This window comes from Ohtaekwangia koreensis (assembly GCF_900167975.1).
In the GTDB taxonomy this organism is placed as follows: Bacteria; Bacteroidota; Bacteroidia; order Cytophagales; family Cyclobacteriaceae; genus Ohtaekwangia; species Ohtaekwangia koreensis.
Genome location: NZ_FUZU01000001.1, coordinates 2,501,494 through 2,526,575 on the forward strand (window position 1 = coordinate 2,501,494; position 25,082 = coordinate 2,526,575).

Consider the following 25,082-nt stretch of genomic DNA (forward strand, 5'->3'; position numbering starts at 1 on the left):
ATCGAAAAAATTTTAGAACGCCTTTTCGGCAAACCAAATTGCCGGCACATTAAATTTATAAACTATGAGAGCAAAATGGATTTTGGTTGTGCTGCTGCTGGCCGTTGTTATGGAAGGATGCATTGTGAAATCGCTTCATCCCTTTTATACCGAACAGAACGTTGTATTCAAGCAGGAACTAATGGGAACCTGGAGAGACCAGCAAACGGGTACCTGGAGGATCAGTCCGGTTGAAGAAAAGAAAAATGCGTACCGGATGAAGGTGACTTCTAACGAAGGAATCTCGGCTACATTTATAGCACATCTTTTTGAATTGAATAGTATAGTATACCTGGATTTCCTCCCCGAGGAACAGGATGGCAAGCAGGTTGATCTGTTTGCACTTCATCTGATCCCTTCCCATTCGCTGGCCAGGGTAAAAAATATCGCTGGTGATCGTGTTCGGATCGAATGGCTTAATGAAGAGTGGTTATCTGAATTATTTGCAGAGAACAAAATTAGGATTGCTCATGAAGTTGTACATGAAAACGAACAGAAGGAAGATGATAAAATGTATATCTTGACAGCTTCCACGGAAGAACTGCAAAAATTTATCCTTAAATATGGAAATGACCCGGAAGCATTTACAGGGAAGTCGGAAGTGGTGATGGATTTAAAAAGAGTTCAGTAATGAAAGGCCAGCACCTCGGGAAGATTGTTCGGAATAGCTTTGCACAGCAAATCGTGTTTTGGACAATCTCCTATTATATTCTGTTGAACGTCTTTACCAGTACAAGTCAAACACTCCCGATTGATTACTTGTATACGGCAATCTTTATGGTCACCATCATGCTGCCGGTATATTTCAATTTGTTGGTACTGATACCGCATTTCCTCGAGAAAAGGAAATACTGGATGTATACTATACTGGTAGCCATTACAGGTATAGCCGGAACAGCGTTTAACCAGTTGTTATTCGATAAGCTGATCGACTTTGTTCTGCCTGGATATTATTTTATTTCCTACTATGAATTCAGGGATTTGCTGAAGTTCTTTGTAGCGTTCATCATCGTAACATCGCTGCTTAAATTGTCAAAGGAATGGATTACGTTGAACGAGACTAAAGAGCGTGTTATTGCATTGGAGAAGGAGAAGTTACAAGCCGAGTTGCGCGCCTTGATGAACCAGGTAAATCCACATTTTCTTTTTAACAGTCTTACGGTGCTATATTCCCTTGCATTGCGTAAAGCCGCGGAGACACCCGAAGCGATTATTAAACTTTCGGATATATTACGCTACGTGATATATGAATCGAACGCAGAATTTGTTCCGGTTCGTTCTGAAGTAAAAATTATAGAAGACTATATACATCTGCAGCGGTATCGTGTTGGCGAGCATGCAGCTATCGATCTTGAAACCTCAATAACCGATAACGTTCCGATTGCCCCGATGTTATTACTTCAACTGGTTGAAAACAGTTTCAAACATGGTATAAAAGGTGATATTGAAAATACGTTTATCCGGATGAAGCTATATGCAAATGAAAATGAAATCAATTTTCTCATTGAGAATAACAGAGGGCAGGGAGAGGAGATCGAAAAGAATCCTGTAAAAGGCATTGGACTAAATAATATACGGGAGCGTGTGCGGTTGATGTATAGCGATCGTGGAGTCTTTCGTGTTGAGGAAGAAGAGCATATCTTTCGGGTAACGTTAACCATTCAGTTAAAAGCTGCAAACCTAAAGCCAGTCAGTTCAAGATGAAGATTACCTGTATCATTGTAGAAGACGAACCTGCTTCGCAAGAGATTTTGAAGCACTATATAGCAGATGTGCCGGATCTGGAGTTGATCAAGGTATGCAATCATGCACTCGAAGCAAACGAGCTGATTGCTGCGCAGCCGGTGCAAGTAATGTTCCTCGATATAAATATGCCGAGACTTTCCGGTATAAATTTTTACAAGAGTCTTCAGCATCCGCCACACGTAATCTTTACAACGGCATATCCGGAATATGCTATTGAAGGTTTTGAAGTAAACGCGATCGACTACCTTGTAAAGCCATTTCCCTTTGAACGCTTTTTAAAGGCCGTCAATAAGCTGAAAGAGAAACTAAAATCATTGCCCGCGCTGCCTTCCGGAAATTATATACTGCTGACAGCAGATAAAAAATTATACAAAGTGAAGCATGAGGATATCTTGTTTGTTGAGGCACTGGGAGACTATATAAAAGTACAGCTGGATGATAAGACAATTGTTGTGCATGAGACTATGCAAAGTATACAAAAGCAGTTGCCCGAGAGCATGTTTGTGAGGGTTCATAAATCCTTTTTGATCTCGCTTGACCATTTTCAATATATAGATGGCAACACCGTTGTGGTGGCCGCGAAGTCAATTCCCATCGGACAAACCTATAAGAGCGATTTCCTTTTGCGCATTCAAAAGGGATAATGCCCGCTGGTAAATTCAGGTAAACCATTTTGCCGGATGTTGCGTATGGAAAGTATATACACCAACCCCCTTTTATATGAAACGTAATCTATTCACATTCCTCGTAGTATTGATAAGCTTTAGCTACAGCCAGGCTCAAAACAAAATTGAGATACCTCTGAAAAATGTAACGCAGTTGCTCCCGGTAAATGTATCGTTGTCAACGGAGACTTATCTCGGGAAGCCATCAGTGAAAGTGGTTGAAAATATAAAGGAATCTGAGCGAGCAAGCTTCAAAGCAGAGTCGGTGTATGCCAAGGTAAAAGATGTTACGTTCAAGAATGGTGTAATCGAACTTGAAGTATCCGGAAAAGTTGCACCCAATGCCCCGGAGGGGTCGCGCGGCTTTGTAGGCATTGCGTTTCGTGTTCAAAACGATGATTCAAAATTTGAATTGATATACCTGCGTCCAACCAACGGGAGGGCTGACGACCAGATGAGAAGAAATCACTCGGTGCAATACTCGTCATTTCCCGATTATCCATGGGACAGGTTGCGATCAGAAACTCCCGAGAAGTATGAAACGTATGTCGATCTCGTTCCTGGTGAGTGGACGAAGATGAAGATTGAAGTAGAGGGCGATAAAGCTCGTCTATATGTTCATGGTGCAACCCAGCCAACATTAATTGTAAATGATCTGAAGCTTGGGGCAGAGCAGGAGGGAGGTATAGCGCTATGGATTGGTCCTGGAACAGAAGCGCATTTTACAAATTTGAAGGTGACTAGGAAGTAATTGAGTAGTTGCCGAATTTCACAGAGAGTACAAAGGAGGTACAGCGTTATTCAAAGTATACTTTGTGAACTTCATATTCGTGCTCTCTGTGTATGAATATTTAATCTTGCAGGATGCGTGTTACCCATTCGGTATACATTTTCCCCGAGGGATGCAATCCATCGCCAGCAACGAGGCCGGGATCTGCCAGTCCTCTTCTGGATATATCCGTGATGTATATATACTTTATACCCAATTTTTCGGTGATGGATTTATTTATGGCATTAAATGCATCTATACCTTTGCTGATAGCAGGTTGCTTGTCTTTACCGAAAGGTGTATATCCATAATCCGGAATAGACACTACCAATACATTTGCTTTGTTGCCACCGGCTAAAGCAATCGCGGTGCGAAGAAGTTCTTCAAACTCCGGGGCATAGCTCTCAGCGGATTTGCCCTGGTAGTAATTATTTACACCGATCAACAGCGACACCAGGGTATATTCCGGTTTGAGATTTGCATTCGTGATAGCATGCTTCAGGTCATCGGTACGCCAGCCCGTGGTGGCAATGATGGTTGGATCAGAGCAATCTATACCTTTCTTTCGAAGTGCTTCTGTCAATTGTACGGGCCATCGTTCCTGGACAGATACACTTTCGCCAATGGTATAGGAATCGCCAAGCGCCAGGAATTTTACTTTCGTTGTGAGGTCAGGTTGCTGTGCCATACCGTGTATTGATATCAGCATGAATATCAACATTAACTTCTTCATACTCAAGAAAACTGTTATTGGAGAGATATACGTAAAAAAGAAAGAGGATGGTTTTAGTCCATCCTCTTCTTGTACATATCAGTATATATGTTAGGCCTTCTTTCTGTTTTTCATATAGATCACCAGTCCGGTGAAAGCTACTACGAGGATGATTGGAATCACTAATGTGATATTAATAATCTCCGGACCCGCAGCTTTTTTGGCTTCAATTAACAGCGTGGCTTTTTCAGCTTCAGAAACGCCAGCAGGCAATTTGCTTTCTACAAGATTGTTATAGTATCCGCCCATAAAGATGAGGTATAGGGATACGGCAAACATACCGGCACCGCCCATTAAGTTTAATCCTACTGCACCAGTCTTTGGAAGGTTCTCTGCAACAAAGCCGATCATGGTTGGCCAGAAGTAGCAAACACCCATCCCGAATATCAGAGCACCTACGAAGATCATGTTGCCCGATGTATGGCCTAATAGATATAGTCCCAGTACCGACAGAACGGAAGAGATCAGCAATACACCTTGTGGAGAAAAGCGATGTACCACCGGTTCAGCCAATCCACGGCCTACCACCATTACGCCCGTTGTAAGCGTCAAGATCAGAATCGCGTTATCCGTTACACTTTTCAGAAGAACATCGATCCACTGACCTGTAAACAATTCTGTGATGGCTGTTCCAAACATACAGATGATCATAAAGATGAACAGCGGACTAAATAAAGATTTATACATCTCACCGGTTGAAACCCCAGAGGCCACACGTTCTGTTACCGGGAACTTCAGTTTAGAGAAGAAGTATCCGTAAAGAAGTGTGGGGATGATCATGGTAGCAACCTGGATCTGCCATCCCCATCCTATCTTGGTGAAGAAGAATGCTATCAATGTACCGATCACGATACCTCCCGGGAACCAGAGATGGAAGTGATTGAGTTTGGTTGTTTTATTTTCTGAATAGATGGTTGCAACCAGTGGGTTACACGCAGCTTCTACCGTACCGTTGGCTATACCAATCAATAACGTTGAAATAAATAATGACCAGTATCCGGTAGCAAAAACAGTAAGTACTATACCGAGCAAGTGAAATACAAAGGCAATGAGAAGCAATCGTTTCATGCCGATGATATCCACCACCATACCACCAATGATTACAGCGAGTGGAAATCCCCAGAATGCTGTAGCGGTAATAATTCCTAACTCGGCGCCATTCAATTGAAATGTAGTGCCAAGCTCTGACAGGATACCCGCGCGGATACCGAAAGATAGGGATGTTACCAGAAGAGCGAGACAGCTTGCCCAAAAGAGCCGAGAGCGATCTATAGTTTGTTCCATGTAGATAGGTTTAAGTTCGAAGGCATGAATATGAATGGAAAATTTTTATCCTGCAACACTATTTGTTTGGTAATAATTATTTTACATCGATTGCAATGTACGATAAAACTTGTAAACTTATGGTCTTAATGACTATAATATGCGCCTGACCCTCTTCGTCTTTTTAGTGATTGGAATCATTGCCTGTTCCAAAGAGCAATCCGGAGAACCTGCTTACAAGAACCCCGAACTCTCTGCTGAAGAGCGCGCTAAAGATCTTTTGAGCCGCATGACGCTACAGGAAAAAGTGGCGCAGATGCATTGTGTATGGAACGATAAAGCAAAATTCCTGCTCGATACAGCCGGTCATTTCGATGTTGAAAAGGCGCGGAAGAATTTTAAGAATGGTCTCGGTCAGGTGGGTCGCCCCAGTGATACAAAAGGTGGACTTGATGCATACCAGACGGCCGTATTAACAAACGCTATTCAGAAATATTTTGTCGAGGAAACACGCCTCGGAATTCCGGTTTTTTATCATGAGGAATGTTTACACGGCCATGCGGCAAAAGGTGCTACGAGTTTTCCTCAACCTATAGGACTCGCGGCTACATTTAATCCTGCGTTGGTCGAGAATATATTTACGTTAGTGGCCAAAGAGGCGCGACTTCGCGGTACACACCAGGCACTGTCTCCGGTGGTAGATGTAGCGCGTGATCCGCGTTGGGGGCGGGTAGAAGAAACGTATGGAGAAGATCCTTATCTGGCAGGCGAGATGGGAGTTGCTGCCGTAAAGGGTTTTCAGGGTGATGGCTCTTTTAAAAGTGGTGAGCGTGTAGTGGCTACGTTGAAACACATGGCTGGTCATGGCTGGCCTGAGGCGGGTAATAATATAGCACCGGCAAATATTTCAGAACGTGTACTGCGTGAAGTTTTCTTTTATCCTTTCAAGCAAGTTGTTCAGCGTGCTCAGCCGGGAAGTCTGATGGCCTCCTATAATGAAGTGGACGGTGTTCCATCGCATGCTAATAAATGGATGCTTCGTGATATACTGCGTGGTGAAATGGGTTTTAACGGATATGTAGTATCTGATTACTATGCCGTGCGTGAGCTTGCAGATCGTGAAGGCTTGTTTGGAAATTCCGTTGCTGCAAATGGTGATGAAGCTGCAAAGCTTACCATCGAGGCAGGAGTAAATATAGAGTTACCGGAGATCGATTGTTTCCGAAACCTCGATTCATTGGTACAACATAAAATTATAGCAGAGTCATTGATCGATGAGCTGGTGGTAAAGATGCTGGAGTATAAATTCCGTATGGGATTATTTGAGAATCCGTATGTTGATCCGGATAAAGCAAAAGCATTTATAGGAAGCGAAGAGAATCGCAAGCTGGCACATGAAGCTGCTCTGCAGACGATCACTTTATTAAAGAATGACAATAAGGTTGCTCCGCTGGCGCGGGATAAAGTAAAACATATAGCGGTGATCGGTCCGAATGCAAACCGGATCTTGCTCGGAGGATATAGCGGTGAGCCGACTTTCTATACAACAGTGTTTGATGGTATTAAACAAAAGGCAGGAGATAAAATTAAAGTATCCTATAGTGAAGGTTGCAAGATCACCACTACCAGTGGCTGGAGTCAGGATAAAGTAGCAGTGCCTACTGTAGAAGAAGACCGCAGGCAAATCAAAGAAGCTGTAGCGTTGGCACGCACCGCAGATGTGATTGTTTTAGCAATAGGACAAAATGAGCAGGTATCACGGGAGGCCTGGAGCAAGGAGCACATGGGTGATCGCACAACGCTTGATCTGGTTGGCCGTCAGGATGAATTGATTGACGCCATGGTGGCAACCGGTAAACCTGTGATTGCATTTGTTTTCAACGGAAGTCCGTTGTCGTTTAACAATCTCGTGAAGAAGGTGCCTGCTATATTTGAGTGCTGGTATATTGGACAAGAAACCGGTAATGCGGTAGCCGATGTCCTTTTCGGAGACTACAACCCAGGAGGCAAACTCCCGATTACATTCCCGCGTTCGGTAGGGCATGTACCCGCATACTATAATTATAAACCTGCGGCACGCAGAGGATATTTGTTTGATGATGTGAGTCCGCTCTATGCGTTTGGCTATGGATTGAGCTATACTACATTTGAAGTAAGTGCACCGGTTTTATCGAATGCTGCTATAAAAATCGGTGATAGTGTTCAGGTATCTGTTGCTGTACAAAATACAGGTACTATAGCGGGCGATGAAGTTGTACAACTTTATATCCGCGATAAAGTAAGCTCTGTAACACGCCCGGTAAAAGAACTAAAGGATTTTAAACGCATTATGCTTTTGCCAGGTCAGCAAAAAACAGTGAAGTTTACCATTGCTCCTGAGAAATTTTCCTTCTATGATATAAACATGGCGTGGACAACCGAACCCGGTGAGTTTGATATTATGGTGGGGAATTCATCACGCGACCAGGATTTGAAGCACGTATTGTTAACGGTTAACCGATAGCATGTTAACGTGTGAATGCTGTAGTCTTTCGGGATTAAAGATATATTTATAGAATGATCAGGTATATATCTATGAAATATACCTGACCATTACCCATCACCAATTACCAGTTTACTCTGCCATTGTCATCGAAAAATCCTCCCGTTGGGCCATCATCAGGAAGCGTAGCGAGTTTTACCGAAATAGATGCACCTTGACTTCTGGTTCTTGGTCCGGTGTTATCATTGAGGTCTGTTGCACAGAAACCCGGATCGGCAGAATTTATTTTGATCGGAGTGAGGCGAAGTTCATGAGCAAACATAACGGTCACGGCATTCAACGCTGCCTTCGAGGTATTATACCCGAGTGGTTTATGCACATAGTATATATAGTGCGGATCGGTATTTTGCGTGATAGAGCCCAGGCCACTGGATACATTCACGATTCTTCCTGCTGTTGATTTTTTGAGGAGTGGTAAAAATTGCTGAATGGTAGCAATCGCACCAAATACATTTGTATTATATGTTTGCTTAATAATTTCCAGCGGAACTTCACTGGCCGGTATACCGACATCAATCCCTATACCGGCATTGTTAATGAGTATATCCAGGACGCCAAATTCTTTTTCAACGCTGAGTCTTGCCTGGTGAATAGAGGTTTCATCGGTTACATCCATAGTCACCAGGTGAGCATCTATACTTTCTTTTTCCAATTCGTTGATAGCTTCTTCACCTTTCTTCCTATCCCGTGAAGTAATCAGGACCGTAATATTTTGTTGACCGAGCTGACGGGCGATTTCAAATCCCAGGCCTTTGTTACCACCCGTGATGAGAGCAATTTTTTTGTTTGTTGTCATTGTATTTTTCGTTTTCAATGACACAAAATTGCTTTAACGCTGATGGTAAACTCTGGTGAAGGCTTCCGTAAAAAAGGTGAGCACTTCAGTTTTTTTGCACAGCGGTTACGCTATTGCTCGATCAACCTTACCCATTGATTGACTACTTTTTCCAATGTAGCTTTTTTAGCCAGTACATCTTCCATGCTAAAGAACTTAGCAAGGCGCCTGTCTTTGTAGTCACCTTCCAGTAAACCGGTGTTGTCATCAATCATGGCACCGTTGTAGAATATAAATACGATCAGGATATAAGTTTGTGATCGCATATTAAAAGCGGCCATGTCTTCCTTATAGAAGAAACTCGGTGCATTCCATTTTATCCGTTCAGAAAGCTTACTGTTCGCATTCATGATGATACTTCTCAACGCTTCCAATTCCGGTTTCAACGGATGCTTGAGGTCTTTCAGAAAGACATTTACTTTCGGAGTATCATTGATGTCTTTGTTCGATACTTTGGTAGTCTTTGCAGCTACTTTTTTTGCTGTTTTCTTCGCAGGTTTCTGTATTGATTTTTTGACTGTTTTTGCTGCTTTACTTGCTGCTTTTTTTGCCATGTGGTTTGATAGAGAAGCTTGTGTATAATATATCTTTACCCATTGGAGAATAAAGATATATCTGTTATCGATTATCGTATATACCTAGTTTTGTGCAAGACTATTTGGATCCATGTACATGATTTCCCAATGGTGGCCATCCAGATCATAAAAGCTGCGTCCGTACATCCATCCCTGGTCTTGAGGATCATTGGGAGATGTAGCGCCAGCCTGGAGTGCTTTGTTTACGAGGTCATCTACTTTTTCACGCGTGTCTGCTGAAAGGGTTAAGATCGTTTCGGTACTGCGTGTGGCATCGACTACATCTTTCCTGGTAAATGTTTTGAAGAATTCCCTCACCAGCAACATGATGAATATATCTTCGCCAACCACCATGCACGTTGCATTCTGATCTGTGAATTGAGGATCGAAGGTGAAGCCAATTTTAGAAAAGAACTCAATGGTTTTATCGAGGTCTTTCACCGGGAGGTTTACGAAGATCTTGGTTGCCATGGAATAAGATTTAAAGTACAAACATATAGTCAATAACGAAAACAACGTTGCGCGAAATGCGACAATCAATAGGGCTGGTTGCGACAATTATCGGGTTGCATGCAGCGTCCGTTAATCGATGTGCTGTTGACTGTAGTTCAACGTCACTATTAATGAACGAATTTTATTTCAGATTACTATATCCGTCTGTAAAATAGTAGAAGGTATTTAAGCCGTTGAAACATTTATATAGCAACAGCGATTGTTTGTATACCGCTACTCTGTTTCAGGAATAGCAGAGTATATCGGCAGCAACACGTTGGGTTGCTGCTGATAGAAGCGATTATATAGTATAGTATTGAGCCCGTAGTCGAAGTTCATGATCATCAATCACGAGCACATCTTTGAATGGCAATCGTAGATGAGTTCTGAACTATTCATTTCGCAGGGACTGTGCAGGGTTTCTTCTTCCTGCACGAAGCGCTTGTGTGCTCACAATGACCAGGGCGAATAGCAACGCTATTGCTCCCGAAGCAAGTAATACCCACAGCGGAACTTCGATCCTATAGCTATAGCGTTCCAGGAATTCGTTCATCATCCACCATGCAAGAGGAGCCGCAATCAAAAAGGCAATGATCACCATGCGCGAAAAATCTTTCGAGATGAGTACAACAATTCCACTCAGCGTTGCGCCGAGTACTTTACGAATCCCAATCTCCTTGGTACGTTGCTCTGCTGTAAAGGCAGCTAACCCAAACAAACCAAGACCTGTGATGAAGATTGCGAGGAAAGCAAATATATTGGACAGGTCACTGATCAAATTGATCTCTGTAAATTTTTTGGCAAATTCAGTATCGGCAAATGTATAGTCGAATGGATAGGCAGGATTATACTTAGTAGTAACCTTCTCGACTTCCTTTACAGATTCCGGTATAGTTTTGCTATCCGGTAAGCGAATCGTAATAAAGTTTGCTGATTCAGTACGGAGTACAGTGAACGATGGTTTTACTTCCTGAAAAAGACTTCCCATCAATACGTTTTCAGTTATACCGATAACTTCAAATTTGTCACCCCATATATCGAGTTGTGTTCCAATTGGATCTTTTAATCCCATGACTTCAATGGCAGCCTGGTTTAAAATCACAGCAGCGGTATCACTTTTATGCTCTTCTGAAAAATCACGTCCTTCTGTAATTTTTGTTCCCATCGTTTTATTATAGTCGTAGTCTACCCGTAGCGTTGTGAACAGTACTTTTAAGTCTTCAGGTTTCCCGGGCCAGCCTACAAAGTTGTTGGAAAATATAGCGGTGACCGGACTTTGTGATTTGGTTACAGATGTAGCGATATTTCCGTTCAGCAATTCATTCTTAACTGCCTTATAATTTTTCTCAAGATCAGCCGTGCAGTCTACCATCATTAATTTGTTCTGCTGGTAGCCAAGCTCACGATCTTTGATATGGCTTATCTGTTGTTGTATAATGAGTGTTGAAGAGATCAATATTATAGAGAAGCCAAACTGTAATGTCACTAAAATCTTTCTGGGGGTAACGCCCGTTTTTCCAACCGTGATTTTTCCTTTTAATACTGCTGCAGGTTGAAACGATGAAAGATAGAAAGCAGGATAACTTCCCGACAGCAAGCCGGTAAATAATACAAGTGATACAGATAAAATCCAGAACAGGGGAGAAGTAAAGTCGAGTGTAAGCTTTTTCTGCACCAATGTATTATAGAATGGTAAAGCTATCTCTACCAAAACAATTGCCAGTAGTAACGCGAACATAGACAACAGGACAGACTCACCTAAAAACTGCGCGACAATTTCTTTTCTCCTTGAACCAACACTTTTACGTATGCCTACTTCGCGTGCTCTGCGCTCCGAACGTGCCGTAGAGAGATTCATGAAGTTGATACAAGCAATGATCATAATGAACGCAGCAATTGCAGTGAAGCCGGTTACATAATCAATCAAACCACCTTCCTCAATACCATTCTTAAAACTACTGTGAAGTCGCCAGCGACTCATCGGGTATAGAAACACTTCGCGCTTCATTTCATCTTCACCATTCTTGGTAAGTATATCGCTGATACTTTTATCAACATTTTCGGAAGGTGTACCCGGCGCAAGCTCAACAAATGTCTGGAATGAATATTCACCCCAGGTGTTCTCAGTCTCTTTTATCCATTCTGCATATTTCTTATTGTGATCCCATGGAATAAGACATTCAAATTCGAAACTCGAATTGCGGGGTATATCTTTTAATATACCAGTAACCTTGAGATCAGCAAAGTTGCTAACATTCACGAGTTGATTGATCGGATCCTGATCGCCAAACAACGCCTTGGCTGCAGATTCGGTTAATACTATAGAGGTAGGGTCATCGAGTACAGTAGCGGCATCGCCTTTTATCAATTCAAACTGAAACATTTCCAGGAATGCCTTACCAACGAAGTGTCCTTGCTTCACGATACGGTTATCACCTACGCGCAGTAAATGTTCTCCACCCCAGTCTACAAGCACAGTATTCCTGACGTGCGTATCTGCATTTTTGATTCCTTCTGCCAACGGCTGCGGACCAGATGTCCAGGAACTGATTGTACCATCGAAGTGCGATTTAATCCACGCCTGGTATAGATTGTCATACTTCGGCTGAAAGCGATCGTAGGTTACTTCATCGTATACCCATAGTAAAATCAGAATGGTACATGCAATGCCAATGGAAAGACCAGAGATATTGATGACGGAGTAAACAGAATTTCGAAGTAAGTTTCGTAAAGCGATTTTGAAATAATTCTTCAGCATATAAGGCGTTGATGTGATCTGATTTGAAATGCGTTTGTTCGTTACACATTGTGCAACGGCAACCACGATTTCAATATCAATGCCATATAGCAATTATGGCTTTAAAGCACAATTAGAAAGATTTGGTTATCAAAGGCCAGATCATTAGTGAACGCAGATGTCCGGATGCGGGCGATAATTAAAAGATGCTATTCAAATAATTCCTGTTCCTCTGTATAGTACGTTATCCGGGAATTCACCGTTTGTGAAATAATTTTTCCACCGGTAGGGCTATGCGTTTTCTTTGAATTGTGGATGTCCAGGAAATCTCTGATTTCACCACTGATGATGTCGGGATCTTTTTTGAGAATCTGTTTCTCCGCATTTTTCAAAACAGACTTAATAGACTTTGCTAATCGCTTGATCGCGTTGTCCGGAATTTTGTTGCTGACAGACATGGGAGATATTTTTGCGTCCCACAAAATTTCGTCAGCGTATGCATTTCCTATACCTTTTATATTGTGCTGATCGAGCAATACATTTTTAATGATCGCTTTTTTCTTACTCAGAATTCCTTTTAAAAAATCAGCGTCAACTTCAGGTGACATGGCATCCGGGACATCGCTCGGTTCAGGATTAAGCGTGATGGTTGCTGCTTTCTGAAAGTCAGTTAATACCAGCTTAATATCTTCATCGAACAGAATTTCGAGGATGCTATGTTTGGGTTCTTCTTCATGTTCAACCAAATATAGCTTGCCTCGCAGCATCAGGTGCAACCGGAGAATATCATCATTCTTGAATTTGAAATAAAGCTCTTTACCGTCACGGTATACTTCCGCCAGTGCCTGCTTGTCCAGTGCTTTTTTGAGTTTCGCCTCGGGAGCGTTTGATTTTTTGGCAAACAAAAGATTTACATCCTTCACTTTTTTATTGTGCAGCTTCTTCTGAAGATTTATACTGAATGCTTGGAGGTCTGGTAATTCTGGCATACTCGGTTTATCAAATGATCTCTATAAATGTATTCCTGCCCATGGCGTTGGGCGAAAGTACTAGCAAGTGTGGTGACATGCAAGATGCCGCGACAGCATTTAATACACAGATATTCGTCCCATTTACCAGTTATTTGCCCCAGCCCTATAGCTATAGTGACCTTTCAGTTTACCCCTTGCGAAACCTTTTTTACTTTTACCACGTGAAGGCAACGATTTACCCCAATCCGCTATGAAAGCATTTATTTCACAAACCACACCAGGTTTTACTTTTCGTGTCTGGGCACACTTTGTTGAAACATTAAAATCACCATTCCCTTATTACCTCAACGATGATCGTAAGAATACTCTAATCCCCGCAGGCATGAGTATTTTCCTGGTGGTCTTTATGTTGGTGTTTCAGCCGTATAACCCGCAGAAAGTTATTCTGATAGGCAGCGTTACCTTCATTGTCCTGTTTGCAAACATTGTTCTTTTGCCTCGATTATTTCCGGCACTCTTTGAGGTATCCAACTGGACGGTGGGTAAATATATTCTGTTTACGCTTTGGCAACTTTTCGTTGATGGTATAGCCACAGCTATTGCCTTGCACGTCTTTAATTTTCATCCCGAGGTCACGCTAATAGAAAAGATGTATAAGGTTTATTCGGGTGTTTTCACCAATGGAATTATTCCCATTGCCCTTGCAACACTGGTTTTGCGGAATCAAATGCTGCAGGAAAACCTTCGCAGTGCTGTCATGGCCAATCGTGAACTTGAAAGAATCCGGTTGTTAAAGGAAGATCCAACACATACGAAATCAAATATAGTCACCATTTATTCCGATACGCGGGAAACCCTCAGTCTGCCGCTCTCCGAACTTTTGTATGTGGAAGCAAGTGATAATTACTCTACAATATATTGGAAGAATGGTGAGGGTGTAGAAAAAAAGATGCTACGGATCAACCTTAAAAACATGGAAAGTCAGCTCGATAATTATTTTGCCATTCGTTGTCACCGGTCTTTTATTGTTAACATCAATGCTATAGATCACGTTACGGGTAATGCCAACGGCTATAAGCTGGGAATCAAGGATACCAATTTCTCGGTACCGGTATCGCGCGCAAAAGGAAAAGAAGTCATTGAAAAAATTGGCCAGCTCCGAAATGTATTTGAATTGAACTAGTCATTCACCTCAAATTATAGTTATTGATAACACGGGCTTGTTTCTCGTACCTTAGCATATTCCACTCACTACATTCCGGTATATCTATACCTCTGTGCAAGCTTCATTCCCGTTAGGGAAGCAAACAAACTAAACACTTATGAATGCAATGCTCATCCACCTGGCAGGTATAATCCTGCCAAAAACTTCTTTGCGCAGTGAGAATTTTTTCATCATCATGTTCACGATATCCTTATAGTACTTATGAGAATACACGCATCCCTTCGATTGTTGACAAGCATGGTTATGCTTCTTACATGCGCACTGTCCGAGCTCGCTGCGCAGTCCACACAAACTATACGCGGGAAAGTTGTTGATGGTGTGAGTAACACCGCGCTTATCGGCGTAAGCCTTCTCATTGTAAGCTCCGATGATAAAGTATATGGAAGTACAACCGATTCAGAAGGAAGATTTCGTATTGACAACGTTCCCGTAGGCAGGCATACGATCAGAGTTACCTATATAGGATACGAAGAGCAGACCATTGCAAATGTTATCGTTACCGCAGGAAAGGAAGTTGTACTGACCTTTAGCCTTACGGAAAGTGTAAATCAATTGAATGAGGTCGTTATCATGGACAATGTCAAGAATGATAAAACCGCTACCAACAATGATATAGCAGTTGTAAGCGCTCGTTCGTTTAATGTAGACGACACGAAGCGATATGCGGGGGCTATAGGAGATCCTTCGCGGATGGCCGCTAATTTTGCAGGCGTTGTGGGAGGAAATGATTCACGTAATGACATCGTTGTGCGGGGGAATTCACCTACCGGGATGTTGTGGCAGCTTGAAGGATTGAATATTCCGAATCCAAATCACTTCGGTGCCCTTGTGAGCACAGGAGGTCCCGTAAGTATATTAAATAATAACAACCTCGATAAATCAGATTTCATGACCAGTGCCTTTCCGTCACAGTATGGAAATGCAACAGCCGGGGTATTCGACCTTCGGCTGCGCGATGGCAATAATGAAAAACGGGAACTCTTAGGACAAGTAGGGTTCAATGGATTTGAATTCGGTGCGGAAGGTCCATTCTCAAAAAAATCGGGAGCTTCATATATAGCAAACTATAGATACTCTACCCTGGGATTATTTCAGACACTCGGTATAGAATTCGGAACCGGGTCCAACACACCTTCCTACCAGGACTTGAATTTCAAAGTAAGCTTGCCAACTTCCAACGGAGGGAAGTGGACTATATTTGGTATTGGCGGGATGAGCTCGGTTGATCTTCTTGGAAGTGAAGCTGATCTTGATAAAAATGACAATCTGTATGGTACTGAAAATCGTGATTCCTATACGCAATACAGAACTGGTGTGGCGGGCGTGAGTTATGAAAAGAGTATAGCCAATACGTATCTACGTTTTACGGCAGGGGCAAGTGCTACCAGTGAAAGCTTTGATTCAGATTCACTCGTGCGCAACAATGAAAGCGAAGTGATCGCCCGACACCTTCGTGCAGAAGGCGATATGAATACACAGAAGTATTCTTTTAATTTTTATACGCGCACTAAATTCAACGCGCGCAATAGTGTTACCTCCGGCTTTTATATTGATGCTACACAATTCGACCTTTTCAATCGGGATGTATATGCCAACCTAAACAGTGACACCGTTCGGTTAGATGTGAAGGATGAGGCTACACGATATCAATTTTTTAGTAGTTGGAAACACCGGTTCAGCCAACAGCTTGTTCTGAATGCTGGTGCACATGTACAATATTATAGCTTGAATGAGCAATGGGCGCTGGAGCCGCGGGTTAGTCTCCAGTATATAATCAACACGAATCAATCCCTAAGTGTAGGATATGGAATTCATAACCAGGCCCAGAATATCACAACAAGTTTTATACAGACGAAGACATCAACCGGCGAACTTTTGCTGACAAATAAAAACCTCGACTTCACCACCAGTCAGCATTATGTACTCACATATGATTGGAATATATCTGAGAATCTACGATTGAAGGCAGAGGGATATTACCAGACATTATCGAATGTACCCGTTGAAAGAGAGCGCTCATCTTTTTCTGCGCTTAACACTGGTGTAAGTTTTGCTATAGAAGATGAAGATAGTCTTGTAAACAAAGGCTCGGGCCGTAACTATGGTATAGAGTTGACGCTTGAACGCTTCTTCAGCAAAGGATATTATTTTTTAATCACGACATCTTTGTTTGATTCAAAGTATAAAGGCAGTGATGGTATCAGCAGAAATACTGCATTCAACACACAGTATGTATTGAATGCGCTGGCAGGCAAGGAGTGGCGTATTGGTAAGGCCCGAAATTTCTTTTCTGTTAACCTGAAACTTACCACCATAGGAGGGAAGCGGCTCACACCGATTGATATCGCGAATTCTCAGCTATATGGAAGGACTATATATAAAGAAAGCGAAGCATTCAGTGAAAGGCAAGATCCGTACTTCCGGGCTGACCTTCGTTTTTCATATCGCAAAGAATATAAACGCAGTACACTTGAAGTTGCCCTCGACTTGCAAAACCTGACCAACAACGAAAACATTTTTATGCAATCGTATAATGCACGTACGAACTCGGTGGTAACGCAATACCAGCAATCATTCTTTCCGGTTCCGTATGTTCGGTTTACATTTTGATACAGTATAGGGGTATGCCGGCTACGAACAGGATGAGGTATAGATTGGTGCAGTAGCCGGTAAGTATGTTAACCAGAATTTTACAAAACCTCGTGTGCGAGCGTAACAATCTGCATCGCGGTCTTCAGGTTTCTCTTCTGTAGATCTTTGCCATTCATGTCGTATCGGAGCCTGTTATCGACCATAGTAAAGCTGATGCCCGCACCTCCCTGGTGAAGCAGCTGACGTTCGGTAATGATTAATATTGGTTTGCCATCGGTTGCTTTTACCAGCTCTGGTAACAGATCACTTTTTTCATCGGCAAGGTATATGATACAAGCATCAGCCACGTTAGACACATCACTTACTTTGATAATGCGTGCTACAACGCCTCCGAAAGATTTGCCTTCCATGCTTTTTTGTAATTCATCGAAGGCAGGTGTTTCACCGAGTACCATCACTTTGAAATCACCGGTAAAATTTGGCCACGAACTATACTTGGCAAAACTCTGCACAAACAACGCATACGACCGATGAATGGTGATCTGCGAAGATGCAGTGAGTTGTGTGAATAGTACAAGTGAGACTACTAGTATACACCTGAAAACCATTTTAGGTAACATCTATTTAAATAATTCATCTCAATGATAACCTAAAGTGACCTGTTGTGAAATACCCCAGTTTTACTTCGTGACTTTTAAAATAGTGGTATAATCGAATGATAATTTTAGAATGAGCTATAGACCGTGTTAACTATAAGATGCTTTACCTAACAATAGGCACAGCCTGAATGTTAATTATAATACCACAGTATAAGTGATGCTATATTAGTGCTCGGCCTTTTAAAGCGGTTAATTTTTTGACGTGCTATGGCTAACATCCGTTGGATATTTCATAATTAAAGCTCAAACGTAAACCCTTTCTCCGTAAGCTTATCATAGATCTTTTTATCAAACCTATATAAACTTGCGGCGCGGTGCGATACGTCTTTTTGTTTTTCTTCGCAGGGTACTAGTAAATTCATTTTCATCAGCTTGCGCCTGAAGTTAGGCTTGTCGAGTTTCTTGTTCAGTATAGCTTCGTATAGTTCTTGTAATTGTAGCAGCGTAAATTTCTTTGGCAGCAGATTAAACCCGATGGGCTCATGCCGTACTTTATGTTTTAGGTGGGATAAGCCTGCTTCAAGTATATCCTTGTGATCGTATGGTAATTCTGGAATGTCACCAATCTTAAACCACTTTACATCAGAAGCTGTGAAGCCGGGATCAAGGGTATAGTTTTCCGGTTTCACTAATGCGTAGTAAGCGATGGTGATTACACGTTTGGAAGGGTAACGATTTACATTACCGAAGGCACGAAGTTGCTCCAGGTAAATTTTAGATACCCCTGTGAGGTCGTGGAGAATGCGCGCGGCAGCATCATCCGAACTCTCATTATATTTAATCCATCCCCCCGGTAACGCCCACTTGCCTTTGCTGATCCCTTCACCGTGTTGTACGAGCAGAACATCGAGTTCGCTTTTTTTAAAACCGAAGATCAGACAGTCAATCGAAAGCGCATCAATCACTGCATCCGGAAAATCTTTTGCCATAAGTCGTATCAGCCGGGAAGATAGAAAATAATTTCAGCACACTTGTAGTCAAATGTACTATAAGTTATATCTTTACCCGACTTTCAACCGATTGAACATTCACTTCATGGAGTATTGGCCGATTTTCTTTTTCTTTAAAAGTGCCTGGCTGCACGTGCTTGTACTCCTTTTTTGACCTATTTATCTATATAAGAAATATGAAATACCTGTTGGGATATGACCTCGGAAGTTCTTCAGTAAAAGCCTCGTTGATCGATGTGAGTACCGGGCAAACGGCTGCATCTGCTCAATCTCCGTCAGAGGAAATGCCGATGCTGGCGGTGCAGGCTGGCTGGGCAGAGCAAGACCCTGAGATGTGGTGGGAGCATGCCGTCAAAGCGTTACAGAGCTGTTTAAAGAAATCAAGTATCAATGGTGCTGATATTGCCGCTATTGGTATTTCGTACCAGATGCACGGTCTTGTATGCGTTGATAAAGATCAGAAAGCATTGCGTCCTTCGATCATTTGGTGCGATAGCCGTGCCGTTGAAATTGGTAAGCAAGCTTTTCAACAACTGGGTGCTGATTATTCACTACGACATTTATTGAATTCACCTGGCAACTTTACAGCCTCCAAGCTTAAGTGGGTAAAAGACAATGAACCAAAAGTGTTTGAACGTATTCATAAAGTAATGCTCCCCGGAGATTACCTGGCAATGCGTTTGACCGGAGATATTGTTACGACTGCTTCCGGTTTATCGGAAGGTATGTTTTGGGATTATGAAGCGGAGTCGCCTTCGAAGAAATTGTTAGAGCTTTATGGTATATCTCCGGATTTACTGGCAACACAAGCCCCTACATTTTCTGTGCAGGGTAAAGTGAAAAAAGATATAGCATCGCTGTTGGGATTGAAAGAAGGTACACCGGTGAGTTATCGCGCGGGCGATCAACCTAACAATGCATTCTCTTTAAATGTGTTGAACCCAGGCGAGACTGCTGCAACAGCAGGTACTTCTGGCGTTATATATAGTGTAACCGATAAGAACGCATTTGATCAAAAGTCACGTGTGAATACATTTATTCACGTCAATGACAAGCGTCCTTCGAAAAGCAATGGAGTATTATTGTGTATTAACGGTACGGGTATTCTCAACAGCTGGCTGCGCAAGAATTTAAAAAGCACCGGTGAGCCTTATGGATATGATGCTATCAATACAATAGCCTCAGAAGCTCCTATAGGATCAGAGGGATTAACGGTGCTTCCTTTTGGTAATGGTGCAGAACGTGTGTTGGAAGATAAGAATATCAACAGCTCGGTTTATGGCTTGAATTTTAATCGTCACTCACAGGCTCATATGTTCAGAGCTGCACAGGAAGGAATTGTATTTGCGCTGAAATATGGTTTCGATGTTTTACAAGGGATGGGATTAAAGACCAATGTGATTCGTGCAGGAAACGCGAATATGTTTCTGAGTCCGCTGTTCCGTGAAGCTTTTGTGAATACGATCGGTGCCCGATTAGAGTTGTATGATACCGATGGTTCGAAAGGTGCGGCACTGGGGGCCGGTGTTGGTGCCGGTATATATGGTTCGTTCGAAGAAGCTTTTAAAGGATTGAAGATTATTAAATCAGAAGAACCTGATGCAGCAAAATCCTCTGCCTATAAGGAAGCCTATAGCGGCTGGTTAAAATTATTGGAAGGGCAGCTTTGAAAAATACGTAGCTTTCAAGATGAATCTTTTCATGAAAGACTGGATAAAATCCATGACTATATATTGAACAGATTGAGACAATAACGGATATATTTCAATAAGTAGGATCTTAATAAATTAAACAAATGAAACTTACACTCGGAGACAAGGAATACTTCAAAGGCATTGGCCAGGTGAAGTATGAAGGTAAAGAATCAGACAACCCTCTGGCATTCAAATTTTATGATGCTAAACAAAAAGTAGGCAAAAAGACAATGGAGGAACACTTCCGTTTTGCTATAGCGTACTGGCATACATTCTGCGGAACAGGTGGAGATCCATTCGGACCTGGAACAAAAAATTTCGCATGGAATGAAGGTGACGATGCTATGCAACGCGCCTATAATAAAATGGATGCAGCCTTCGAATTCATCACGAAGATTGGTGCTCCTTTTTATTGCTTTCACGATTTCGACCTGGTAGAAGAAGGTGCTACGTTGAAAGAGTCGTCTGAGCGTATCGAGAAGATCACTGAATATGCCAAGAAGAAACAAAAAGCGTCAGGTGTAAAATTACTGTGGGGAACAGCGAACCTGTTTTCGAATCCTCGCTATATGAATGGTGCTGCTACTAATCCTGATTTCAATGTAGTATGTTATGCTGCTACACAAGTGAAAAATGCGTTGGATGCTACCATCGAATTGGGTGGTTCTAATTATGTGTTCTGGGGTGGACGTGAAGGATATATGTCTTTGCTGAACACGGACATGAAACGTGAGATTGAAAATCTCGCGCGCTTCCTGCACGCTTCTAAAGACTACGCGCGTGCACAAGGTTTTAAAGGTACATTCCTGATCGAGCCTAAGCCGATGGAGCCTTCTAAGCATCAATATGATTTTGACTCTGCTACATGTATAGCTTTCCTTCGTGAATTTGATTTGATGGACGATTTCAAATTGAACATCGAAGTAAACCATGCTACACTAGCACAACATACATTCGATCATGAGCTTCAGGTTGCTGCAAACTCAGGTGTACTTGGAAGTATAGATGCTAACCGCGGTGATAATCAAAACGGTTGGGATACAGATCAGTTTCCGAACAACCTATATGAGTTAACAGAAGCGATGCTGGTTATTTTACAAGCCGGTGGTTTTAAAAACGGTGGTGTAAACTTCGATGCGAAGACCAGAAGAAACTCAACGGACCTGGTGGATATATTCCATGCACACATCGGTGGTATGGATTCATTTGCGCGTGGGTTGTTAGCAGCACAAGCTATATTGGATGATGGCACCTATAGCAAACTTCGTAAAGAACGCTATGCATCATTTGATTCAGGTAAAGGAAAATTATTTAATCAAGGTAAAGTAGGATTGGAAGAACTGGTTACACTTGCTCACAAAAATGGTGAGCCTGCACAAATCAGCGGTAAACAAGAATACTATGAGAACCTGTTGAATAAATTTATTTAACATTTTCCTCCCGCAGACTATAGATGGATGGCCTGTATCGGCAATCGTCTATTAAAATCTGCGGGAGATTTTTTTGTGTACTCAGCACTCGCAGATCCTTTAAACTGTATGGATCTGTCAAACTGCGAAATCTTTTTGGATTGCTCATCGAAAAGATTTTAGTATCTTGTTTACATAACAAGTATTCTATGAGAACATTTATAATGTCACTGCTTGTCATCAGCTCGCTTCACGCTTCAGCCCAAATAAAATCTTCGGAAAGCAGCAACTCACTTCTCAGTTTCTTCAGAACAAAGAAAACTTCTGATACTTTTAGCTTCCGCGCTATAAAGCATGCCCCTGTTTTAAGTTCTGCAGATTCGTACGCCCCAGGGCAATACTGGCAAACATCCAGCTATACTACGTATTCAGAGAATGGCAGAATACGCACCACACATATATTTGATGTAAACGGACAACTTCGTGAATCACGGCCTTCCGTGAGTCTCAAAAAATCTGGCGCTCTTTCATACCTGCGCGTCCAGTTTTCGTTCCAGCGGCAGCCGACATTATTTACCTATACGATTCACTAATTTCTTCTCTATTCACTTTATGCTTCTCGGGCGTTCCTGGTAATTGGGTTTTGTTAGTTAAATAGTCCGCCTTTCCTGTGAATCGTATTTTTCGTTTCACTATGTTCTGTACCTTTGATCAAAGTCATCGCATGAAAAATCTATTTACTTTTCTTCTTATCCTTGTTCCATTCTTTATCCAGGCACAAGGCAATACAGCATACGGCAATTTTAAATTGGTTGACCAGGAAATCATTTATCAAAAGATCTTTGTTCAGGATTCTGTTACTGCTACCAAAGTTGCTGAATACTACAAGACGTTACCGTACTTGTCTAATCTTCAATCCACTGGCGATGAAGTGACTTTTGATCTGAACGATTTGATTGTCGACTATAAGAAATTTCAGTTCACACAAGTTGCTACGCCTCCCATTATTCAAACCGGAAAATATAGCGGCAAAGTTGTGATCGGAGTGAAGGATGGCAAATATCGTATTACGGTTCACGCGATTCAGCTAACGGGTAACATTGGTTATAAAAATATCACTGAAAAAGATAAACTTACCAGTTATGCAGCCAAGAATAATGGAACAATTCTCAATCCTGAATGGTGCAAACCCAACACGCTAGGACTCCTCGACAAAGCCTTTACCGATAAGCTTCAATATATACCACAAGAGAAAAAGATTGCAAAAGATGACTGGTGAAAATTAGCTTCGAGTAAACCAGTTTGAATTAGGAGGGGGCTACTGGCTATTGGAAAATCAAATTGAAAAGTTGGTATATTTGTATAAGAGCTATCCGCAAGCACAATGGATATTCAAGCTGAAAAACTTTTGTTAATAGAAAAACTTCTTCGCATCGGTGATGCGAAGATTTTGGAGCAAGTGCGGAAATTATTGGAGCAGAGTAAGAATCCTGTTGTTGGCTACGATGTGCAAGGTAACGCGATAACGCATCAGGATTTTATTAATAAAGTTGAAGAGGCCGAAACACAATATCAAGCAGGAAATTATAAGACTATTGACGAATTGGATAAGCAATCGGAGACTTGGTAATGAAGGTGTTATACCGGGTAGTAGTCTCTGAAACTGCCGAAAAATCGTTGCATGAAATCGTACTTTTTATTAAAAAAGACTCACCAAGTGCTGCGGCCAGAGTTCGTAAAGAATTGCTAAAGCTGATCAAGAGTTTAGATGCATTTCCGGAAGGGTTTTCGAGGGAAAGCTTTCTTTTTGGTAAAGGTGATAACTATCGCTCCGTAACAAAGTGGCACTATAAGATAGTATACAAAATTCTAGATAAGGATGTCTTAATACTCGATATCATCCACACCAGTCAGCATCCTGATTCTGGAACTGAAAAAAACTAAATCACATTAAGTATATATTAGCCAGTTATCTTAGCCGGATCATTCACCTCTTAACTCTTAACTCAAAACTCAAGCTTGCCGCTATCTTACGTTATCCAATGCAGTGTCTTCTCCTTCACAGGATTTTCAAACGGTGTATTGTTCTGTTGCGATAGATCCCATTGACGTTTTAGCTCATGGTACCAACGGGCTTGTGCATCGGGTTCGCCCAATAGCATGAGCGTTGGTTTTGACTCAAGACCCTTCTTGAGTTTTTGAAATATACCCAAGTCCTGGTGTATAAATTGTTTTCCTAAATAGCGCAGCGGCCACCAGAAGTATTTTATAAAACCAAACGATGCATAGAAGATATGATTGAGTTCGGTTTCATTTTCGTTGATAGGAGTGAGGCATGTAATGGAAACAATCTCGTGCTTGCCAACCCGTATATGTTCAAAGCGATTCCCCGGAAGCTGGAAGTTAATCTCTGTTGAAGTTTCTCCTTTCAATATTGAATATCCTTTCGAATTGGAAGAAGGTTTATGACGCACCATCTTGAAACCAAGATCTACCGGCGCGAAATGTTTTTCCTTTAGTTTCAGTTTTTTAGCAGAACGCCAATACCAGGATTGATGCACGAACGTAACGTGAGCCGGGTCTATAAGGCCGATCACAGATTGATCTATATCTGCGGGCATCGTTACCTTTTCCACAAATCTGAATTTTTCAGATGAAGGAATCAGTAAATCAGGCACACGTTCTTCAGCACCCTGCAGTTGTGTTTTGTTGGCAGGTATATAAATCCAGATCGTTCCATTTATATTCTTGCAAGGATACCTGAACACCTTGATTTTCGAGCAATCGAATTTATCATCAGCTAAGGCTGGTATACTTGTACAGGTACCGGTCTGGTTAAACTTCCAACCGTGATAAGCACACTGTATTTCTTTGCCATCATACCATCCTTCAGAGAGCGGCACACCCCGGTGTGGACAGTTGTCACGCAGTGCGAAAGGCTTATCATTTTCGTCTACACCAAACACGATTCTCTCTCCCAGTATTTCCTTCGACACAAGTTTTCCAGGCTTCAGAAAGGAGCCATGCATGGCGAAGTACCAGAGGTTTCTGAGGAAGAGCGATTCAGTCATTTTCGGAAGTTGGCTAAATAGCAAAAGTAACGATTTCAATCGTAAGCTTACGGAAATACCAAATGCTCAAAAAATT

The 25,082-nt window shown here is 42.0% G+C and carries 23 protein-coding genes; 13 read left to right on the forward strand and 10 right to left on the reverse strand.

From position 1 onward, the window contains the following. Positions 1–64: 64 nt before the first annotated feature. The 4 genes from B5Y40_RS10070 (at position 65) to B5Y40_RS10085 (ending at position 3,201) form a co-directional block, all read left to right on the forward strand. A complete protein-coding gene (locus tag B5Y40_RS10070; protein WP_079686543.1) occupies positions 65–670 on the forward strand; it encodes a hypothetical protein in 606 nt (201 codons plus the stop codon). Then, a complete protein-coding gene (locus tag B5Y40_RS10075) occupies positions 670–1,743 on the forward strand; it encodes a sensor histidine kinase (protein ID WP_079686544.1) in 1,074 nt (357 codons plus the stop codon). Before B5Y40_RS10070 ends, B5Y40_RS10075 begins: the two co-directional genes overlap by 1 nt. Beyond that, complete coding sequence (locus B5Y40_RS10080) at positions 1,740–2,429, forward strand: LytR/AlgR family response regulator transcription factor (protein WP_079686545.1); 690 nt, start codon at positions 1,740–1,742, stop codon at positions 2,427–2,429. The genes B5Y40_RS10075 and B5Y40_RS10080 overlap by 4 nt, the downstream gene beginning before the upstream one ends. Positions 2,430–2,505: 76 nt before the next feature. Continuing rightward, positions 2,506–3,201 carry a 3-keto-alpha-glucoside-1,2-lyase-like domain-containing protein gene (locus tag B5Y40_RS10085; RefSeq protein ID WP_079686546.1) on the forward strand — a complete coding sequence of 232 codons (696 nt, stop codon included), beginning with the start codon at positions 2,506–2,508 and terminating at the stop codon, positions 3,199–3,201. Positions 3,202–3,301: 100 nt separating this feature from the next. Here the strand turns inward: B5Y40_RS10085 and B5Y40_RS10090 are convergent, their stop codons facing one another. Together B5Y40_RS10090 and B5Y40_RS10095 are read right to left on the reverse strand one after the other, a co-directional pair. Further along, positions 3,302–3,928: an SGNH/GDSL hydrolase family protein gene (locus B5Y40_RS10090; protein WP_245840509.1), complete on the reverse strand. Its 627-nt coding sequence runs from the start codon at positions 3,926–3,928 to the stop codon at positions 3,302–3,304. Positions 3,929–4,042: 114 nt separating this feature from the next. Next, positions 4,043–5,275, reverse strand: a complete 1,233-nt coding sequence (locus B5Y40_RS10095; protein WP_079686547.1) for an MFS transporter — start codon at positions 5,273–5,275, stop codon at positions 4,043–4,045. Positions 5,276–5,414: 139 nt separating this feature from the next. Here B5Y40_RS10095 and B5Y40_RS10100 point away from each other — a divergent pair, with 139 nt between their 5' ends. Then, positions 5,415–7,757 carry a glycoside hydrolase family 3 N-terminal domain-containing protein gene (locus B5Y40_RS10100; protein ID WP_079686548.1) on the forward strand — a complete coding sequence of 781 codons (2,343 nt, stop codon included), beginning with the start codon at positions 5,415–5,417 and terminating at the stop codon, positions 7,755–7,757. Positions 7,758–7,860: 103 nt separating this feature from the next. Here B5Y40_RS10100 and B5Y40_RS10105 read toward each other — a convergent pair whose 3' ends face one another. The 5 genes from B5Y40_RS10105 to B5Y40_RS10125 form a co-directional block, all read right to left on the reverse strand. Further along, positions 7,861–8,592 carry an SDR family oxidoreductase gene (locus tag B5Y40_RS10105; protein WP_079686549.1) on the reverse strand — a complete coding sequence of 244 codons (732 nt, stop codon included), beginning with the start codon at positions 8,590–8,592 and terminating at the stop codon, positions 7,861–7,863. Positions 8,593–8,702: 110 nt separating this feature from the next. Continuing rightward, the gene (locus tag B5Y40_RS10110; protein ID WP_079686550.1) at positions 8,703–9,185 is read right to left on the reverse strand and encodes a DUF1801 domain-containing protein; all 483 of its coding nucleotides are present in this window, start codon (positions 9,183–9,185) and stop codon (positions 8,703–8,705) included. Positions 9,186–9,269: 84 nt separating this feature from the next. Further along, positions 9,270–9,677 carry a VOC family protein gene (locus tag B5Y40_RS10115; RefSeq protein WP_079686551.1) on the reverse strand — a complete coding sequence of 136 codons (408 nt, stop codon included), beginning with the start codon at positions 9,675–9,677 and terminating at the stop codon, positions 9,270–9,272. Positions 9,678–10,089: 412 nt separating this feature from the next. Continuing rightward, positions 10,090–12,456 carry an ABC transporter permease gene (locus B5Y40_RS10120; RefSeq protein ID WP_143785683.1) on the reverse strand — a complete coding sequence of 789 codons (2,367 nt, stop codon included), beginning with the start codon at positions 12,454–12,456 and terminating at the stop codon, positions 10,090–10,092. 188 nt (positions 12,457–12,644) lie between these two features. Then, a complete protein-coding gene (locus B5Y40_RS10125) occupies positions 12,645–13,424 on the reverse strand; it encodes a DNA-formamidopyrimidine glycosylase family protein (RefSeq protein WP_079686553.1) in 780 nt (259 codons plus the stop codon). 232 nt (positions 13,425–13,656) lie between these two features. Here B5Y40_RS10125 and B5Y40_RS10135 point away from each other — a divergent pair, with 232 nt between their 5' ends. Together B5Y40_RS10135 and B5Y40_RS10140 are read left to right on the forward strand one after the other, a co-directional pair. Further along, the gene (locus B5Y40_RS10135; protein ID WP_079686555.1) at positions 13,657–14,589 is read left to right on the forward strand and encodes a LytR/AlgR family response regulator transcription factor; all 933 of its coding nucleotides are present in this window, start codon (positions 13,657–13,659) and stop codon (positions 14,587–14,589) included. 285 nt (positions 14,590–14,874) lie between these two features. After that, positions 14,875–17,241 (forward strand): TonB-dependent receptor, encoded by a 2,367-nt coding sequence (locus B5Y40_RS10140; RefSeq protein WP_079687150.1) that lies wholly within the window; start codon positions 14,875–14,877, stop codon positions 17,239–17,241. An 80-nt stretch (positions 17,242–17,321) separates the two neighbouring features. Here the strand turns inward: B5Y40_RS10140 and B5Y40_RS10145 are convergent, their stop codons facing one another. Both B5Y40_RS10145 and B5Y40_RS10150 read right to left on the reverse strand, forming a co-directional pair. Further along, positions 17,322–17,843, reverse strand: coding sequence for a YfiR family protein (locus B5Y40_RS10145; RefSeq protein WP_079686556.1), 522 nt, complete (start codon positions 17,841–17,843; stop codon positions 17,322–17,324). Between the two features lie 275 nt (positions 17,844–18,118). Next, the gene (locus B5Y40_RS10150) at positions 18,119–18,811 is read right to left on the reverse strand and encodes an NUDIX hydrolase (RefSeq protein WP_079686557.1); all 693 of its coding nucleotides are present in this window, start codon (positions 18,809–18,811) and stop codon (positions 18,119–18,121) included. Between the two features lie 197 nt (positions 18,812–19,008). Between B5Y40_RS10150 and B5Y40_RS10155 the strand changes: the two genes are divergently transcribed. The 6 genes from B5Y40_RS10155 (at position 19,009) to B5Y40_RS10180 (ending at position 23,879) form a co-directional block, all read left to right on the forward strand. Beyond that, the gene (locus B5Y40_RS10155; protein ID WP_079686558.1) at positions 19,009–20,502 is read left to right on the forward strand and encodes a xylulokinase; all 1,494 of its coding nucleotides are present in this window, start codon (positions 19,009–19,011) and stop codon (positions 20,500–20,502) included. 125 nt (positions 20,503–20,627) lie between these two features. After that, positions 20,628–21,956: a xylose isomerase gene (xylA, locus tag B5Y40_RS10160; protein WP_079686559.1), complete on the forward strand. Its 1,329-nt coding sequence runs from the start codon at positions 20,628–20,630 to the stop codon at positions 21,954–21,956. A gap of 188 nt (positions 21,957–22,144) precedes the next feature. Next, positions 22,145–22,528, forward strand: a complete 384-nt coding sequence (locus B5Y40_RS10165; RefSeq protein WP_143785684.1) for a hypothetical protein — start codon at positions 22,145–22,147, stop codon at positions 22,526–22,528. 131 nt (positions 22,529–22,659) lie between these two features. Continuing rightward, the gene (locus tag B5Y40_RS10170; RefSeq protein ID WP_079686561.1) at positions 22,660–23,214 is read left to right on the forward strand and encodes a hypothetical protein; all 555 of its coding nucleotides are present in this window, start codon (positions 22,660–22,662) and stop codon (positions 23,212–23,214) included. A 105-nt stretch (positions 23,215–23,319) separates the two neighbouring features. Then, positions 23,320–23,565 carry a hypothetical protein gene (locus tag B5Y40_RS10175; protein WP_079686562.1) on the forward strand — a complete coding sequence of 82 codons (246 nt, stop codon included), beginning with the start codon at positions 23,320–23,322 and terminating at the stop codon, positions 23,563–23,565. Next, on the forward strand, positions 23,565–23,879 hold the full coding sequence (locus tag B5Y40_RS10180; protein WP_079686563.1) for a type II toxin-antitoxin system RelE/ParE family toxin: 315 nt from the start codon (positions 23,565–23,567) through the stop codon (positions 23,877–23,879). Before B5Y40_RS10175 ends, B5Y40_RS10180 begins: the two co-directional genes overlap by 1 nt. Positions 23,880–23,965: 86 nt before the next feature. On the opposite strand, the gene B5Y40_RS10185 is transcribed toward B5Y40_RS10180, so the two are convergent. Continuing rightward, positions 23,966–25,006: an aromatic ring-hydroxylating oxygenase subunit alpha gene (locus tag B5Y40_RS10185; RefSeq protein WP_079686564.1), complete on the reverse strand. Its 1,041-nt coding sequence runs from the start codon at positions 25,004–25,006 to the stop codon at positions 23,966–23,968. Between the last annotated feature and the right edge of the window lie 76 nt (positions 25,007–25,082).

Bases quoted from the DNA above. Each gene is read 5' to 3' on its own strand.
- B5Y40_RS10070 (WP_079686543.1), top strand. From the start codon at position 65: ATGAGAGCAAAATGGATTTTGGTTGTGCTGCTGCTGGCCGTTGTTATG.
- B5Y40_RS10075 (WP_079686544.1), top strand. From the start codon at position 670: ATGAAAGGCCAGCACCTCGGGAAGATTGTTCGGAATAGCTTTGCACAG.
- B5Y40_RS10080 (WP_079686545.1), top strand. From the start codon at position 1,740: ATGAAGATTACCTGTATCATTGTAGAAGACGAACCTGCTTCGCAAGAG.
- B5Y40_RS10085 (WP_079686546.1), top strand. From the start codon at position 2,506: ATGAAACGTAATCTATTCACATTCCTCGTAGTATTGATAAGCTTTAGC.
- B5Y40_RS10090 (WP_245840509.1), bottom strand. From the start codon at position 3,928: ATGCTGATATCAATACACGGTATGGCACAGCAACCTGACCTCACAACG.
- B5Y40_RS10095 (WP_079686547.1), bottom strand. From the start codon at position 5,275: ATGGAACAAACTATAGATCGCTCTCGGCTCTTTTGGGCAAGCTGTCTC.
- B5Y40_RS10100 (WP_079686548.1), top strand. From the start codon at position 5,415: ATGCGCCTGACCCTCTTCGTCTTTTTAGTGATTGGAATCATTGCCTGT.
- B5Y40_RS10105 (WP_079686549.1), bottom strand. From the start codon at position 8,592: ATGACAACAAACAAAAAAATTGCTCTCATCACGGGTGGTAACAAAGGC.
- B5Y40_RS10110 (WP_079686550.1), bottom strand. From the start codon at position 9,185: ATGGCAAAAAAAGCAGCAAGTAAAGCAGCAAAAACAGTCAAAAAATCA.
- B5Y40_RS10115 (WP_079686551.1), bottom strand. From the start codon at position 9,677: ATGGCAACCAAGATCTTCGTAAACCTCCCGGTGAAAGACCTCGATAAA.
- B5Y40_RS10120 (WP_143785683.1), bottom strand. From the start codon at position 12,456: ATGCTGAAGAATTATTTCAAAATCGCTTTACGAAACTTACTTCGAAAT.
- B5Y40_RS10125 (WP_079686553.1), bottom strand. From the start codon at position 13,424: ATGCCAGAATTACCAGACCTCCAAGCATTCAGTATAAATCTTCAGAAG.
- B5Y40_RS10135 (WP_079686555.1), top strand. From the start codon at position 13,657: ATGAAAGCATTTATTTCACAAACCACACCAGGTTTTACTTTTCGTGTC.
- B5Y40_RS10140 (WP_079687150.1), top strand. From the start codon at position 14,875: ATGCTTCTTACATGCGCACTGTCCGAGCTCGCTGCGCAGTCCACACAA.
- B5Y40_RS10145 (WP_079686556.1), bottom strand. From the start codon at position 17,843: ATGTTACCTAAAATGGTTTTCAGGTGTATACTAGTAGTCTCACTTGTA.
- B5Y40_RS10150 (WP_079686557.1), bottom strand. From the start codon at position 18,811: ATGGCAAAAGATTTTCCGGATGCAGTGATTGATGCGCTTTCGATTGAC.
- B5Y40_RS10155 (WP_079686558.1), top strand. From the start codon at position 19,009: ATGAAATACCTGTTGGGATATGACCTCGGAAGTTCTTCAGTAAAAGCC.
- xylA (WP_079686559.1), top strand. From the start codon at position 20,628: ATGAAACTTACACTCGGAGACAAGGAATACTTCAAAGGCATTGGCCAG.
- B5Y40_RS10165 (WP_143785684.1), top strand. From the start codon at position 22,145: ATGAGAACATTTATAATGTCACTGCTTGTCATCAGCTCGCTTCACGCT.
- B5Y40_RS10170 (WP_079686561.1), top strand. From the start codon at position 22,660: ATGAAAAATCTATTTACTTTTCTTCTTATCCTTGTTCCATTCTTTATC.
- B5Y40_RS10175 (WP_079686562.1), top strand. From the start codon at position 23,320: ATGGATATTCAAGCTGAAAAACTTTTGTTAATAGAAAAACTTCTTCGC.
- B5Y40_RS10180 (WP_079686563.1), top strand. From the start codon at position 23,565: ATGAAGGTGTTATACCGGGTAGTAGTCTCTGAAACTGCCGAAAAATCG.
- B5Y40_RS10185 (WP_079686564.1), bottom strand. From the start codon at position 25,006: ATGACTGAATCGCTCTTCCTCAGAAACCTCTGGTACTTCGCCATGCAT.